Raw genomic sequence first — 16,211 nt, forward strand, 5'->3', positions numbered from 1 at the left:
GATTGCAAGGGAGTGAAAAAATGTTTAATGTGGAAATGATTTCAGATAATTTGGCAGATTTTAATGACTGTGAAGATGTTGAGATTCATTTTTCAAAATCAATTGAATTTAACCCAAAATTGGATCTTGAAATTAGAAAAGTTTATCGAAGAACATTAAACAATAGGGCTAAATTTATTTTGGGCTGTTTTCATTTAAATGTTTTTGAAAACTTGGAATCAATAGTTCGAAACACTAATGAATCTGATGATTTTATTTTGGATTTGTCTGAATTTATTGCAGATTACTTTGATGATGCAGATTCAAATTTAAACATAAAAAATCTTAAAGATTTTGATGAATTTTTAGTTGATTTAAAATTATCTTCCATTATTCTCAATAGTGCCCTTGAAGAAAATGATATGGAATTAATTTATGAGTCATTTTATCAGCTTAAAAGTAGATTACAAAAAGACTCATTAATTAACAATTTCAGATTGTCAACGGTATATGACATTATTGATGTGGACAGTGAGTATGTAAAAACATTTGATAATTATGAATTGCAGGTGGAAAATAATTGGGGAGGTAAATAATGCCTGATTTTAATATTGTTCATAGTTTTACAGAACGATTAAATATTTTTAATTATATTGAAAATATGGATGAGGGTCAAAATATCCCTTTAAATATTGCTTTTAGGTGTATAATAGATGACAATAATAAAATGGAGAATAGATTATTAAGTTTACTTGGAATATATTTAAGAATTTGTTAGATATTAAAAACCAATCACAAATTATTTAGGGTTTATGCGGTTACCTTGAGTGAACAAGAACGGATGGATAGTAAAAAACAAAGAATTAATAGGTGTGTTCCTAATCAATTGGAGTTATTGATGAAGTTCATTGTATTGCTCGTGAAAATTTGATAGATTTTTCATAATTCAGATAATTTTATTAATGATACCAAAAAGACAAAAATTGCAAAAGTCCATGCCGAATCAGTTAAAATGGACAGAGTCAATGTCTATTCAATAATCCTTAAAAAACACTATAAACCGGTATTTATTAAATATTTTTTATTCTTTTTTTTGGAAAGATTTGCATATTTGTTCAATATTGATAGTATTTAGTTTAGGAATTATTTTTAAATGTGTGTTCCATTTATTTAGTGTCAACTTACGTATATTGTTGATGCAATGATATGAATTTTTGATAATATTCAATATCTTCGCAATCACTACAATAAATTATTTTTCAGATATGGAAATCATTAATTGAAAAATTAGAAAATGTTATTCATTTGTAGATATGTTTGTAACTGCAATAACTGGTATTGAACAACAATAGCGGTCAGAAAAATTGAAAACTTATAGAGGATATTATTTTTAACATATCGCAATACCTCAAATTGAATTATGTAGTATCATTACAAGTAGGAATGAATATTGGTTTTCAGAATTTCGGATTATCATGTTTTTTATATGCAAAAATCAAAATTGGAATAAAATTATGCAAAAATTTATATATATTTTATTCCAAACTATTTTTATTTGAGAATGGGGATGATTATCGTGGATGAAACAGTAGGTGATAGGATAAAAAAATTGAGAAAAATGCATAATTTTACTCAAAAACAAGTTGCAGATTATTTAGGATTTAAACAAACACAAATTGCTAAATTAGAAAGTAATGATAGGAAATTAAAATCTTCTTCATTAAATAAATTATGTGAACTTTATAATTGTCCTAAAGAATATATTTTAAAAGGGGTTGGGGGATATTCCAAAGAAGAATTTAAATTCAGATCATCAAAAGATTTGGATTTAAATACTTTGGCAAACATGAATAGGATAATTAGAAATCTGAAAGAATTGAATGAATTAAATGGTGATTAAATGAATTTATTCAAAATTAACCAATTAGCTATAGAATTCAAGTTAGATATTGGTTTAGAGTATGATACTCCATTAGATTTTTTTCCTTTAATTACAAATAAATTAAGGAATCTAACAATAGTTTTTTTAGAAATGGATGAAAAAATTAGTGGTGCATGCTTTAAAGTGGATTCACAGCAAATCATGTTCATTAATTCTAAACATTCAAAAGGAAGGCAAGTGTTCACTGCAGCTCATGAAATATATCATTTATTTTATGAAGAGGCTAATTTCACTATTTGCAATCTAAATAGCAATGATGAAGTTGAAAAAAATGCAAATCAATTTGCTTCATTCTTATTGATGCCAATTAATGCATTATATTCCTATAAAAAAGAGAATGATATAGAAAAATGGGATTTGAATTCCATTATTGATTGTGAGCAATATTTTCAAATTTCTCATGAAGCACTTCTCTATAGATTAAAAAGTGGTGGAGACATCACATTTGATGAATTTAATTTGTTTAAACATGATATTAAACATAATGCTCTTCGTAGGGGATATGATTCCAGTTTATATGAACCTTACATTGATAAAGATTATACCATAGGCAATTATGCACGATTGGTTGAGGAAGCATACGAGAAAGATTTGATTTCAAATGGAAAAAGAGAAGAATATCTTATTCAATCATATCTAAGTGATTTGGTGTATAATTTGGAGGATTTATGAGGGATAAAGAAATATTCTATGATACGGACTGTTTAAGCTGTTTTATAAGTATTGATGATGTTTCAATATTAAAAGAACTGTTTGAGAAAGTAGTTATTCCTTATGAAGTATATGAAGAATTTTCTCGAGTAGTTATACTGAAAAAACGTGTTGATGATTTACATTATGGAGGGTTTTTAGAAATTAGGGACTTTGATGTTGAATCCGAAAGTTATGACCTTTTTCTAAATCTTTGTAAGGGCAAATTCACCGGAAGAAAAATTGGGGATGGTGAAGCGGCAGCCATTACATTGGCTGTGGAAAATAATGGTATTTTGGCAAGTAATAATACTCGAGACATTAATGATGCAGTCAAACATTTCAATTTAACCAGAATAAGGACTGGAGATATACTTGTCAAAGCATTTAACTGTGATATGATAACAGAAAAAGAAGGAAATGAAATTTGGGATAAAATGCTTAATCAAAAAAGATATTTGACTGAAAAATCTTTTTCAAACTACTTAAAAAAGCATCCAAACACCATATTTTAATTAAATGTATTGGATGATATTCGAGAATAATAATCAAAAGAGATGTTGTGTTTAATCAACATTAATCTCTTCTAAACAAATCTCTTGTATAAACCTTGTCTGCAACATCGCCGAGAATGTCTGAATCGAAACGGTTTGCCAAAATCACATCACTTTCGCTTTTAAAGCGGTCAATGTCATTTACCACTTCTGATTTAAAGAATTCATCACCATCTTCCAATGTTGGTTCATAGATGATTATTGGAATTCCTTCTGCTTTAATACGTTTCATAACACCCTGAATGGCTGATGCACGGAAATTGTCACTGTTACTTTTCATGGTCAGACGGTAAACTCCTACAGTGTCGGGATTTTGTGAAATAATCTCATCGGCAATAAATTCCTTACGTACAGTATTGGAATCAACAACAGCCTTTATCATGGTCTGAGGAACATCCTTATAGTTTGCCAAAAGCTGCTTTGTGTCTTTAGGTAGGCAATATCCTCCATATCCGAATGATGGGTTGTTGTAGTGTCCTCCGATACGTGGATCCATACATACTCCGTCTATAATCATCTGTGTGTCAAGGCCTTTGGTCTGCGCATAAGTATCAAGCTCGTTAAAGTAGCTGACTCTTACGGCAAGATATGTGTTTGCGAATAGCTTAATCGCTTCAGCTTCAGTCAAATGGGCCAATAGTATTGGAATGTCCTGTTTGGCTGAACCATTTCGTTTTTCCTCTTGCCTTGCACCTTCCAAAAGCAATTCAGCAAACATTTCTCCTTCTTTTTGCTGGTCGTCATCACATCCGACAACGATACGGCTCGGATGGAGGTTATCATAAAGCGCCTTTGACTCACGGAGGAATTCCGGTGAGAAGATGATGTTTTTGACTCCGTACTTTTCACGTACTGACTTGGTATATCCAACAGGAATTGTTGATTTGATGACCATCAAAACGTCCGGATTGACTTTCAATGTCCATTCAATCGCATCTTCAACAGCAGAGGTATCAAAGAAATGGTTGACGTCATCATAGTTTGTCGGTGTAGCTATTATCACCAAATCAGCACTTTTGTATGCTGCTTCCTTGTCGGTAGTGGTGTAGAGATTGAGTTTCCTTTCACCTTCACGTGTCTCTTTAAAAAATCTTTCTATTTCATCGTCCTGGATTGGACTTATAAACTTGTTAAGCATTTCAGCTTTTGATTCTGTTGTTGTAATTGCTGTAACATCATGATTTTGAGCAAGAAGGACAGCAAGGGAAAGTCCCACATATCCTACTCCTGCAACTGTAATTTTCATTTTTATTTGCCTCTTATTTTATTTGGATTTCGAATATTTCAATTAAAACATTAATTTGTTATTTAAATAGTTTATATTCATCATTTAAAAAACTTTGTAAGATTTATTCCCATAAGTGCCAATACCTGAGATTTTTTGCATTATCTTAAAGAAGTTTTTAAATGCAAATCCGAAATTCTTTTATTTAATGATAAACATACATAACTAAAGTAATAACATTTAGGTGAAAGAATGAGTGAAGTATACAGAACTTTTACATCAGAATCAGTAACTCAAGGCCACCCAGACAAAGTTGCAGACATAATTTCCGATGCAATTTTGGATGCGTACATGGCAGGCGATAAAAATTCACACGTTGCATGTGAAACTTGTGTTACTACTGACTTTTGTATGGTATTCGGTGAGATTACCTCAAATACTGATTTATCCGAAGATGATATTGAAAAGATTATAAGAGATACAATTATTGAAATCGGTTATGACAATCCTGATTTGGAATTTGATGGTCACAGCTGTATTGTTGCAAACAGGCTCCATGCACAGTCCCAAGACATCAACCAGGGTGTTGACAGGGGAGAGGAAGAAACCGGTGCAGGAGACCAGGGAATGATGTTTGGTTTTGCAACCAATGAAACCGATTCATTGATGCCGTTCCCAATCGATTTGGCACGCAAACTCACAAACAAATTAACTGAGTTAAGAGAATCCGGTGAAATCCCATACCTCAGACCTGACGGTAAGGCACAGGTATCAGTCAATTATGATGAAGACGGAAATGTACTTTCACTGGATGCTGTAGTACTGTCAACCCAGCATGACGAATCCGTATCATATGATCAGGAAAGATTAAAAGAAGATATTCGTGAAAAGCTATTCAAAGCAGTCATTCCACAGGAACTTATGACTGAAAACACCAAAGAGCACATTAACCCTACTGGAAAATTCGAAATCGGTGGGCCTCATGGTGATGCTGGTCTTACAGGCAGAAAAATCATTGTAGACACCTACGGCGGATATGCAAGACACGGTGGCGGCGCATTTTCAGGAAAAGACTGCACAAAAGTGGACAGAAGTGCATGTTATATGGCAAGATACATTGCCAAAAACATTGTAGCGAGCGGCCTTGCCGAAAAATGTGAAATCCAATTATCCTATGCAATTGGTGTTGCTGAACCTACTTCCGTTATGGTAGATACATTCGGAACAGGTGCTGATATTGGAGACAAAACATTTGAAGAAATCGTACGTGAAAACTTCAAATTGACTCCTGACGGAATCATTGAAACATTAGGATTAAGGGACGCTACCTACAAACAAACTGCTAAATACGGTCACTTCGGTATTGAAGGTCTTCCATGGGAGCAAACCGACAAAGCAAGTGATCTTGCAAAATATATTCAATAAATACATTTACTTTCAATTTTTTGAAAGTAATTTTCTACTTTTTTTTAAAACAAGTTCAATCTTAAATTTTATATAGCTTAAAAAATATAATGTATATGGGTTGTTGGAAGATACTTTCCAACCGACTAGTTATGCTTTTAAGGAGTAAAAAAATGAGATGTGTTGGTACTGTTGTACGTGGTATAAGAACACCAATTATTAAAGAAAACGATGATTTAGCCACCATAGTTGTTGATTCATTGATGCAGGCTAAAGAAGCTGAAGGATTCGAATTTAGAGATAAAGATGTTGTTGCAATTACAGAAGCGGTTGTTGGAATTTCAGAAGGAAACTATGTAACCGTTGATGATATCGCAAAGGACTTGCAGGACAAGTTCCCGTCAAAAAAAATTGGGGTAGTAAACCCTATAATGAGCAGAAACAGATTCTCCATTGCACTCAAAGGTATTGCAAGGGGAATGGATAAAATTACCTTTTTGACCTCTTTTCCGGCAGATGAAGTTGGAAACGGCATTTTGGATGAAGATGTTTTAGAGCAAAGCAAATACCATTTGGGAAGCGTCATTTCAGAAGAAGAATATGCAGAGACATTCGGTTCATGGATTCACCCATTCACCGGAATTAACATGATTGACTTTTACCGTGAACTAATTGAAAGTGAAGACTGTGAAGTCGAATTTGTCTTTTCAAACAATGTAAAAACAATCCTTGACTATACAAAAGACGTCCTGACATGTGACATTCACACAAGAGACAAAACCACTAAAATGCTTGCAGCTGAAGGAGCAAACGTTTATGGATTGCATCAAATCCTAACTGAACCTGTAGATGGTTCAGGATATAATCCTGATTATGGACTTTTAGGTTCAAACAAGGCTACAGAAGAGAAACTTAAACTCTTCCCGAACACTGGAGATGTTTTGGTACGTGAAGTCCAAAAAAGATTGATTGACCTCACAGGAAAACAGATTGAAGTGATGGTTTACGGTGACGGAGCATTTAAAGATCCTGTCGGAAAAATCTGGGAATTGGCTGACCCTGTCGTTTCACCTGCACATACCGACGGACTTGTCGGAACTCCTAATGAAATCAAACTCAAGTATGTTTCAGACAACAAATTTGCCGATTTGAAAGGCGACGAGTTAAAAGAAGCCATCAAAGAAGAAATCAAAGAAAAAGATGCAAATCTTGTCGGACAGATGATTACTGAAGGAACCACTCCAAGAAGGTTAACTGACCTAATCGGTTCACTTTGTGATTTAACAAGCGGTTCCGGGGATAAAGGAACTCCGGTCGTATTTATCCAAGGATATTTTGATAATTTAGCAAACGACTAAATTATCCACTTACTTTTTTTTAATACTTTTTTTATAATAATGATTATATAATTCCTAAAACAAATTTATAAAATGACTAGTTTTTAGGTGATATAGTGCACATTACAGAGTCAGACCAACTTCTAGAACTTGAGGATAACCAGTTCATGGGTGAGCTTCCAAAACTTTCAAACTCACAAATCAACTTCAAAGGAAAAAACAACTTTCTGATTTGTGAAGAGGGCGTCCACCTGTGGAATTCCAGAATTGACTTTAACATGGACAATTCCGTTTTATACCTTTCAAGCAATATTCATGACTATTCGGTCAATATTGCACTTCACAAAAACTGCGTCTGCTTTATCGGAAAGAACAATTTCTTCAACGGCAGGACAAACTTTGTCTTGTCAGAGGCCAAAAACATTGTTTTAGGTGATGACTGCTTCATTTCATATAATGTGGTTTTCAGAACTTCCGACGGGCATTGCATCTACAACACAAAATCCAAAAACAGAATGAACTATGCAAGAAGCATCTATGCAGGCGACCACGTATGGTTTGGCCAAAATTCATTTATCTTCAAAGGTTCCAAAATCGGTTCAGGCTCAATAATCGGTGCAGGATCGGTTGTCTCTAACAGAACAATCAATTCAAACACCACCTATGGAGGCGCACCTTTAAAACTGATTAATGAAGATACCTTCTGGACTCCACACTCAACCAACGGGTGGGGCGAGGATGAAATCGAAAAAATGTCACGCTCAGACATAGACTTATTTACATATGATGTTGATGACAAGACATTGGATTTGGATGAAATCGAGCAGAATTTAAACAGTTTCACAGATTTGGATGATGTCATTTCATATATCTGGTTAAAATTCCTTGTTGGAGGAAAAAACAGATTCACTATAAAATAGAGGTTATTATTATGAAAGCAGTTATTCCAGCGGCAGGACTGGGTACAAGATTACTTCCTGCAACCAAAGCTCAACCGAAAGAAATGCTGCCTGTTTATGATAAGCCGACAATTCAGTATGTCATTGAAGAGGCACTAAAATCAGGAATTGATGATATTGTAGTTGTAACAGGCAGAAACAAAAGATCCATTGAGGACCATTTCGACAAGTCATATGAACTTGAGTACACCCTTCAGAAATCCGGTAAGGACAGGGTTTTAAAGCAGGTTCGAAAAATCACAGACCTTGCAGATATCTGCTATGTCAGGCAAAGGGACTTGAACGGTCTGGGGGATGCAATCCTTTCAGCTGAAAAACACATAAATGATGATGCATTTGCAGTTCTTTTGGGCGATTCAATAACAAAAGGTCCGCTATGTACCAGAGGGCTTCTTGATGTTTATGAAAGGTATGGCAAATCCACAATCTCAATCAGGGAAGTTCCAAATCCTTGCGTTGACAGGTATGGTATCGTCAGCGGTTCTGAAGTTGAGGAAAACGTATATAAAATTAATACAATGATTGAAAAGCCGGAAATCGGTCAGGCTCCGACAAACCTTGCGATAACCGGAAGATATGTCCTGACATCAGACATATTCGATAAAATCAGGGAAACCGAACCTGGATTTAACGACGAAGTTCAGCTTACAGATGCAATATCAAAGCTTGATGACATCTACGGCGTAAAATACACAGGCAAGGTCTTCAATATCGAAAACCGCCTCGGATGGCTAAAATCATCAATCGACATGGCGGTGGATGATGAGGAATTCAGGCAAGACTTGTTAAATTATATGAAAACATATATATAAGTAACTTCCATAAGTTACTTTTCATATTTTATTTTAATTTAATCAATTTGCGATTAAATCATTCTTGTGGTTGATGTCGCAACTATTAAAATTATCAACCATTTTGTCAATATAATGTACTTATTTTGGATTCAATATACTATTTTTTTACAAAGATACTGTTGGTACATTTAAATATATCTAGAAACTAATATTATCATATTGAAAATTTATTTCTGGGATTATTATGAATATTACTGTTATCGGAACCGGTTATGTTGGACTTGTAACAGGCGCCTGCTTTTCCAAAATGGGAAACAAGGTGTACTGTGTAGACATTGACGAAAATAAAATCGAAGGATTGAAAAATGGAATCCTGCCTATTTTTGAGCCTCATTTGGGAACTCTAGTTGTCAACGGCCAGGAAAGGGGAGATTTGATATTCACCACAGACATCGGGGAGGCATTGGACAATACCAATATCGTGTTCATTGCTGTTGGAACTCCTATGGCTGAAGACGGAAGCGCCAATCTCGATTACATATTCTCAGCAGCATCAGACATTGCAAATAACATTGCTCATGATTCCCTTGTTGTCGTCAAGTCAACAGTGCCTATAGGAACAGGATTCAGAGTACGGGACCACATCAACAACATACTAAAGGAGCGCAACAGCGATGTCCATATCGATATAGCATCAAACCCGGAATTTTTAAAGGAAGGAAAAGCAATTGAAGATTGCCTAAGTCCTGACAGGGTAGTTTTAGGGGCTGAAAGCTGGGAAGTCTTCCAGACACTTATGGAGCTTTACAATCCATTCGTAATCAATCATGACAGATTTGTCATGATGGATGTCAAATCCGCAGAAATGACAAAATACGTTGCAAACGCAATGCTTGCAACCAAGATATCCTTCATGAACGAAATCGCAAACATCTGTGAAGTCACAGGTGCCGACGTGCAGAAAGTCAGGTTGGGAATCGGATCCGATAAAAGAATAGGCTATCACTTCATTTATGCGGGATGCGGATATGGGGGAAGCTGTTTTCCAAAGGACGTGCAGGCCTTAATCAACACTGCAGAAACCCACGGATACGAACCGGAAATACTGTCTCATGTTGAAAAGGTAAACCAAAGGCAAAAGATGGTTCTGGTAAATAAAATCGTCAAAAGGTTCGGTGAAGACTTGAAAGGTCTTACATTTGCAATCTGGGGACTTGCATTCAAGCCGGGAACCGATGACGTTAGGGAGGCAACATCCCTTGTTGTTGCAGAAGAGCTCATCAAAAGGGGTGCCAGGATTCAGGCATATGACTCACAGGCAACCGAGGAGTTCAAAAAGGCAATTCCTGATGAGTGCCTTGAAAGCATTGAGTTTTACACAAACAGGTATGAGACATGTGAAAATGCCGAAGCGCTTATACTGATTACCGAGTGGAAGGAGTTTAGAACACCTGACTGGCAGTATCTGGCCGAAAAGATGAACAAGCCCATTATATTTGACGGAAGAAACATTTACGAGAAAAAAATCAAGGAGTACGGCTTTGAACTGTACCAAATAGGGTGCTAACCCTCTTTTTTTTATTTTTCACCAAAATCAAGAATTCTGTTTATTAATAGTATCTATTTTGTTGTTAATTTATAGTTGTATGTTTATTATTTCTAAATTTTCACTGTTTATTTTATTATTTAACTTGATTAAAGTTCCCTATTTTATATAAAAAAAGCAAGTGCTATTGTTTTATATAATATGTTGACATATATATTGTTAGGAGGATATCAATTTGGCGTTTAAATTTTCGGTTGTAATGACTGCATACAATAGTGAGAACTATCTATCTGTTGCCATCGAATCCATCATCAATCAGAGCCTTGACTTTAAACGCAATATCCAAATTATAATAATCGATGATGCAAGCGATGACCATACGCCGGACATTGCACATTACTATCAGGACAAATATCCGAACAATATCTTCGTTTTAAGCAATGATGAAAACTACGGTCCGGCCTACTCAAGAAACCGTGGCCTTGGCCATGTTCAGGCTGATTTTGTAAATTTCCTTGACAGTGACGATTTCATAACAGAATATGCCTTCAACCAGGCACTGGACCTTTTCAAAAAGCATGATGAAATCGATATTGTCTCCATGCCAATATACTACTTCGGCGCAAGAAAAGGCGGACACTCACTGAACTACAAATACGAGAAAACCCAAATCATCAATCTCAACGAGCATCCCGAATACATCCAGCTTTCAGGACCTTCATCCTTTTTCAGATTTTCAGCCCTTAAAAACTACAAGTTCAGGGAATCCCTGAGGGTTTCAGAAGATCCCGTTTTAATAAACCAGATGCTTCTTGACAATCCAAACATCGGATTTCTGGACGGATGCGCATATTACTACAGAAAGCATGACGACCAAAAGTCCCTAATCGGCAATTCATCAAATCAGAAATCATACTATACAACAAGGGTCGACAACTACTTTTTGTATCTCATAGACTACTGCCTTGAAAAGAAAAAGAAGGTTCCGAAGTTCATCCAGCACGTGCTGATGTATGACCTGCAGTGGATTTTCGAAATCAAACGGGTGAACAATCTGCTTAACCGTAGCGAAATCGTTGACCTTTACGCCAAACTAATCAGAATACTCTCATACATAGATACGGATGTCATCATCTTTCAAAAATCCATTCCGGGAATCCTTAAAACACACATCCTGCTTTTAAAAAAGCATGACGTCAGGTATTTGGCAGACAAAAACGATGTGGGCAGCGACAAGTGCACACGCATTGAGGAGCTTGATTTAAACAAAATCAACATAGACATCTGCCAAATCGAAAACGACGAGCTATACCTTTTGGGATTTTTCACAACATTTACAATGGATCCGAACATTCAGGTGAGAATCAACGGCGAGAGAACAATGCCTGTAACAATCGTGAGCTTTCCTCAAAGGGACAATCTGTCACTTAACTTCAACTACGGATTCAACCACAACTTCGAGGTCCGCATTCCGATTGAGGGTGAGATGAAAATCGAGTTCAAGATTGATAAGTACAAGCTGATTCCGGAATATTCTCACATCTCCAGGCTTTCAAAGGTGTCAAAGTACATGCTTTCGGGAAAATACATTGTTCAGGACATGGATGACCATATTCTGATTTTGCCGAGAACCACTTCAAACACTCTTAAGAATGAATTCAGAACATTGAAAAGTATCTTGAGCAAAAGAGAAAGGGGATGGAGAACCGGCGTTCTTTTGAGATTTTTATATTTCTTCTTCTATCCTGCATACAAGGACAAGCACATCTGGATATTCATGGACCTGCCGTACCGTGCAGATGACAATGCATTCCAGCTTTTCAAGTATGCAGTCGAGAGAAACGACAAGGACATTGAAAAGTACTTTGCCATCTCAAAGCATGACTATGAGGTTCAGGACGTTGAGATCATGGCAAACAAGTACCAGTCCTCTTCAAGAATGTTCAAGATAAGAAGGCTTCTGGGACTTGGAAACCCGAGCAGCGAATACCAGAAGGTTGCAGACATCGGATTTGACATCGCATACAGGTCAATCAGACACAGGCTGTACGCTCTTTTTGCAGAGGTAATCGTATCTTCAAACCCAGATAATAACATAATCTATCCGTTCTGGGGAAACTTCCCGTTCCTTTCAGGCCTTGTAAGGTCAAAGACAGTTTTCCTGCAGCACGGAGTGACAAAGGACGACACATCATCATGGCTCAACAAGTACGACAAGAACCTTGACATGATTGTGACAGTTTCAGATCTGGAGCGCAGGTCATTTATCGACAACAACTATGGATACCCTGATGATGAAGTCAAGGTATTGGGATTTCCGAGATTCGACATACTGGAAAGGCTCGAGGACAAAAAGGAAATTATCGTAATGCCTACCTGGAGAAGACACTACAACAATCTTGAGGATGAGGATTTTGTCAGGACAACATTCTTTTACACATTCAACAAGCTGTTGAACGACAAGGAACTCATAGACTATCTTTCCTCAAAAGGATACAGAATGGTATTCAAGCCGCACCCTAACCTCTACAAGTTCATACATCTGTTTGACAGAAATAAGGATGTAGCATTCATCGACAGAAGCTATTCGGAGATTTTCAACCACGCTTCACTGATGATAACCGACTATTCAAGCGTATTCTTTGACTTTGCATACCTTAAAAAGCCACTGATTTACTATCACTACGGCAAGGACTATCACTTCGATGTGGACAGCGGATATTTTGACTATGAGAAGATGGGATTCGGTCCTGTTGCAAAAACCTATGACGTACTTAAGGAAGAGATTATCTCATGCATCGACAGCGGCTGTGAAATGGATGAGCTTTACAAGAAGCGTGTCGAGGATTTCTTCAAATACATCGACAGGGAAAATTCAAAAAGGGTCTATGAAGCGATTCGCGAAATGGACTTCAACCACTAATCTTTTTTTTAGCATAAAGAAATTCATTTAGTTGACTTATATATCAATTAAAATAGATTATCAACTATAGAAGTCTTTGAATAATTTCATTGCAGATTATTTTGATGATAGGTCTTGATTTTCAGGGACTTGAAAAATCGTTTTTGCACTTCCGTTCTGGAGTGTGCTCTGATTTTAATATAAAATATAAATGAGGACTAATATGAATTTCAAAAGGAGTTTGCTGGTCTTTTGCCTAATCGTATGTGTGCTGTTCAGCGTTTCATGTGTAGCTGCCGGCGATGCAAATGCTACGGCAATAGCCAGCGACGATATAAACGCAAACGAAGAAATATTAACTGCCGACGGTGAAAATTTCGATGATGTATTGGCCGTCGATGAAAATGATGCGGACACAGCCATTGCTAAAAACGATGCAGATGACAAATCTGTTTTGACAGTTCAAAATGCCGATGGGGATGTTTTGTCCGCCGGTGAAAAAACAGTAAATGTAAACATATATAAACAGACCGGAACATATTGCACTGACAAGAAAATTTATTTTAAGGTAACTGATGCACAAACCGGAAAACCGATTAAGTTAACTGGGGACGATCACATTAATTTTGATGTATATTACAATAATGAATGGTTCTGGTTCGGTGATGTAAATACCAATTCCAATGGACTGGGAGTATATAAATGGTCTGATTTAAATAATGGTGATGGTACTTTCAAAATCAAAGTTACAAGCATAACAAAGAATTATAATGGGTTTTTAGTTGATGAAAGTTCCAAAGATACTGCCACAGCAAAGGTTGTAGTCAAACCGTATAATGTAAAGATTATAGCCAAAAAACTGTCAGTGCCTTATAAATCCAAAAAGAAATTTACAGTAAAGGTTATCGGAAGCGACAAAAAACCGATTCATAATGCGGTTGTCAATATTAAAGTTTACACTGGCAAGAAATATGATGAAAAACTATTGATAATACCATCTAATAGTGCTGAGGCTGATTATAAGGTTTCAAAATTGAGTCCTGGAAAGCATAAGGTTGTATTGAGCCTTGATTATGATATATATTCCAATAACAATGGATTATATGCAAAATCAGTTGTTTCATACATTACTGTAGCTAAGACATCCAAAAGCAAAATGTCTGTAACAATCAAGGCAAAAGGATTGTCCGCCACCTACAAATCCGGAAAGAAATTTTCTGCAAAAGTGGTAAGGACATCAAACGGCAAAGCAGTCAAAGGAGTTCCAGTCAATGCAATAGTCTATACTGGAAGTTCCCATAAGACAATTGCTTTAAAAAGCAATGCAAAAGGTAATGTTGTATTTTCCACAGCCAAATTGAGTGTTGGAACCCATAAGGTTGTGCTGAAAATTAAAAGCAACAAAAATTATGCCGGAAAAGCTAAAACAACCTCAATTAAAATTGTTAAAAAGAAATCATCCTCCGAATCTTCCAGCAAGTCTACCGGAAAATTGCGCACTAAAATAACCATCAATGAATGTTATAGAAACAATGCAGCGTATTATTTCCATATTACTCTTAAAGACAGCAAAGGCAAAGCATTGGCCAATAAAAACATTCAAATCAAGACTTTAATCAACATATTCGGTAGAACAATGTCTAAGACAGACTCCATAAATACAGACAGCAATGGTGTGGCCAAAGGATATGTCAATGCAATGCTTGGTGGAGTTACCACATTCGATGTGACATTCACATTTGCAGGTGACAAGTCCTATTATTCCTCATCAGCAAGCAAGTATTTGGGTTAAATGAGAAAATTAATTTTTTCTCATCTTTTTTTTTTAATGATTGATTGTTTTCATAATCACTATCAAAATATTCATGTGTTCTTTTGATTATTGGGTGTTTCTTTTGGTGTGGTTTTGTTAAATGCTATTGATTGGTTTTAGTGGGGGATTTGCAATTTTTTTTAGAGTTTCTGATAGGTGTAATCAGAATTTTGAACTAAATTTTTAAATAATCCTTCTTTTAATGAAAGCAATTGCTTTAGTTGATTTATATTTCTTTTTTAACAAATATTATTTCATATAATATTGCCTTCAATCGGATAAGGCGATATGGGAGTAATAATTATGAAGTTTAGAAAGATAATGTTGGTTTGCATGCTTTTGCTGGCGATTTTTGCAGTTGGCACTGTATGTGCTAGTGATGTGAACGATACTGCAATAGCCAGCGATGATATAAACGCAAACGAAGAATTATTAACTGTAAATAACGAAATTTCAGATGACAAATTAGCTATCGAAGAAACCAATGGGGATATAGTTGCTATCGATGAAAAAGTCAATGATGACAAATCTGTTCTAGCAGTAAAAAATGATGAACAAGCTTTATCATCTGGCGATGCGGAAAAGGTAAAAATAACTGTTTACAAACAGACAGGTGATTATGCTGCCAACAAAAAACTGTATTTCAGAGCAACCGATTCCAGTAACAATCCTGTATCTGCTCCAGACAAGAGTCTGAAGATAGACTGTACCGTAGCCGGTAAAAATTACAAAATATCAGTATCCACAAATTCAAAGGGAGAAGGATCATTTAATTGGCCTGATTCTAAAATGACAGGCGGCGGCACTTTCACAATGAAACTCTTTGCAGTTTCAATTTTCGGATGTGATGTTGGCTATGATCCGTCTACAGTCAAGGTATCCATCAAACCAAAGAACACCAAACAGACTACAGCAACCAAATCTGCCAAACAGTCAGTAACAATCAAGGCAAAAGTATTGTCCGCCACCTACAAATCCGGAAAGAAATTTTCTGCAAAAGTGGTAAGGACATCAAACGGCAAAGCAGTCAAAGGAGTTCCAGTCAATGCAATAGTCTATACTGGAA

At 35.9% G+C, this 16,211-nt stretch carries 14 protein-coding genes; 13 read left to right on the top strand and 1 reads right to left on the bottom strand.

Going from position 1 to position 16,211, the window contains the following annotated elements:
• The 5 genes from UIB65_RS10400 to UIB65_RS10420 form a co-directional block, all read left to right on the top strand.
• The coding region (locus UIB65_RS10400; protein WP_330041523.1) for a hypothetical protein at positions 1-575 on the top strand (575 nt) is incomplete at its 5' end.
• Positions 575-757, top strand: coding sequence for a hypothetical protein (locus UIB65_RS10405; RefSeq protein ID WP_330041525.1), 183 nt, complete (start codon positions 575-577; stop codon positions 755-757). The genes UIB65_RS10400 and UIB65_RS10405, both read left to right, overlap by 1 nt.
• 798 nt (positions 758-1,555) lie before the next feature.
• On the top strand, positions 1,556-1,879 hold the full coding sequence (locus UIB65_RS10410) for a helix-turn-helix transcriptional regulator (RefSeq protein WP_330041527.1): 324 nt from the start codon (positions 1,556-1,558) through the stop codon (positions 1,877-1,879).
• Entirely contained in the window at positions 1,880-2,593 is a 714-nt protein-coding gene (locus UIB65_RS10415) for an ImmA/IrrE family metallo-endopeptidase (RefSeq protein WP_330041529.1), read from the top strand.
• Positions 2,590-3,126, top strand: a complete 537-nt coding sequence (locus UIB65_RS10420) for a hypothetical protein (RefSeq protein ID WP_330041531.1) — start codon at positions 2,590-2,592, stop codon at positions 3,124-3,126. Before UIB65_RS10415 ends, UIB65_RS10420 begins: the two co-directional genes overlap by 4 nt.
• A gap of 61 nt (positions 3,127-3,187) precedes the next feature.
• Here the strand turns inward: UIB65_RS10420 and UIB65_RS10425 are convergent, their stop codons facing one another.
• A complete protein-coding gene (locus UIB65_RS10425; protein WP_330041533.1) occupies positions 3,188-4,411 on the bottom strand; it encodes a nucleotide sugar dehydrogenase in 1,224 nt (407 codons plus the stop codon).
• A 231-nt stretch (positions 4,412-4,642) separates the two neighbouring features.
• On the opposite strand from UIB65_RS10425, the gene metK reads away from it, so the two are divergent.
• From metK to UIB65_RS10465, 8 genes are all read left to right on the top strand, one after another.
• Positions 4,643-5,815: a methionine adenosyltransferase gene (gene metK, locus UIB65_RS10430; protein WP_330041535.1), complete on the top strand. Its 1,173-nt coding sequence runs from the start codon at positions 4,643-4,645 to the stop codon at positions 5,813-5,815.
• Between the two features lie 152 nt (positions 5,816-5,967).
• Positions 5,968-7,152, top strand: a complete 1,185-nt coding sequence (locus UIB65_RS10435) for a coenzyme F420-0:L-glutamate ligase (RefSeq protein ID WP_330041537.1) — start codon at positions 5,968-5,970, stop codon at positions 7,150-7,152.
• A 95-nt stretch (positions 7,153-7,247) separates the two neighbouring features.
• Positions 7,248-8,051 (top strand): acyltransferase, encoded by an 804-nt coding sequence (locus UIB65_RS10440; protein ID WP_330041539.1) that lies wholly within the window; start codon positions 7,248-7,250, stop codon positions 8,049-8,051.
• 11 nt (positions 8,052-8,062) lie between these two features.
• Positions 8,063-8,902 carry a UTP--glucose-1-phosphate uridylyltransferase GalU gene (gene galU / locus UIB65_RS10445; RefSeq protein ID WP_330041541.1) on the top strand — a complete coding sequence of 280 codons (840 nt, stop codon included), beginning with the start codon at positions 8,063-8,065 and terminating at the stop codon, positions 8,900-8,902.
• Between the two features lie 226 nt (positions 8,903-9,128).
• Entirely contained in the window at positions 9,129-10,451 is a 1,323-nt protein-coding gene (locus UIB65_RS10450) for a UDP-glucose/GDP-mannose dehydrogenase family protein (protein WP_330041543.1), read from the top strand.
• Between the two features lie 214 nt (positions 10,452-10,665).
• Positions 10,666-13,353, top strand: a complete 2,688-nt coding sequence (locus UIB65_RS10455) for a CDP-glycerol glycerophosphotransferase family protein (RefSeq protein WP_330041545.1) — start codon at positions 10,666-10,668, stop codon at positions 13,351-13,353.
• 202 nt (positions 13,354-13,555) lie between these two features.
• Positions 13,556-15,124: a hypothetical protein gene (locus tag UIB65_RS10460; RefSeq protein WP_330041548.1), complete on the top strand. Its 1,569-nt coding sequence runs from the start codon at positions 13,556-13,558 to the stop codon at positions 15,122-15,124.
• A gap of 324 nt (positions 15,125-15,448) precedes the next feature.
• On the top strand, positions 15,449-16,211 hold a 763-nt coding region (locus tag UIB65_RS10465), incomplete at its 3' end, for a hypothetical protein (protein WP_330041549.1).

The sequence above is a fragment of the Methanobrevibacter sp. genome (assembly GCF_036307625.1).
In the GTDB taxonomy this organism is placed as follows: Archaea; Methanobacteriota; Methanobacteria; order Methanobacteriales; family Methanobacteriaceae; genus Methanocatella.

Excerpts from the sequence above, each read along its gene's own strand:
- UIB65_RS10435 (WP_330041537.1), top strand. The coding sequence starts at position 5,968 with ATGAGATGTGTTGGTACTGTTGTACGTGGTATAAGAACACCAATTATT.
- UIB65_RS10405 (WP_330041525.1), top strand. The coding sequence starts at position 575 with ATGCCTGATTTTAATATTGTTCATAGTTTTACAGAACGATTAAATATT.
- UIB65_RS10460 (WP_330041548.1), top strand. The coding sequence starts at position 13,556 with ATGAATTTCAAAAGGAGTTTGCTGGTCTTTTGCCTAATCGTATGTGTG.
- galU (WP_330041541.1), top strand. The coding sequence starts at position 8,063 with ATGAAAGCAGTTATTCCAGCGGCAGGACTGGGTACAAGATTACTTCCT.
- UIB65_RS10415 (WP_330041529.1), top strand. The coding sequence starts at position 1,880 with ATGAATTTATTCAAAATTAACCAATTAGCTATAGAATTCAAGTTAGAT.
- UIB65_RS10450 (WP_330041543.1), top strand. The coding sequence starts at position 9,129 with ATGAATATTACTGTTATCGGAACCGGTTATGTTGGACTTGTAACAGGC.
- metK (WP_330041535.1), top strand. The coding sequence starts at position 4,643 with ATGAGTGAAGTATACAGAACTTTTACATCAGAATCAGTAACTCAAGGC.
- UIB65_RS10420 (WP_330041531.1), top strand. The coding sequence starts at position 2,590 with ATGAGGGATAAAGAAATATTCTATGATACGGACTGTTTAAGCTGTTTT.
- UIB65_RS10425 (WP_330041533.1), bottom strand. The coding sequence starts at position 4,411 with ATGAAAATTACAGTTGCAGGAGTAGGATATGTGGGACTTTCCCTTGCT.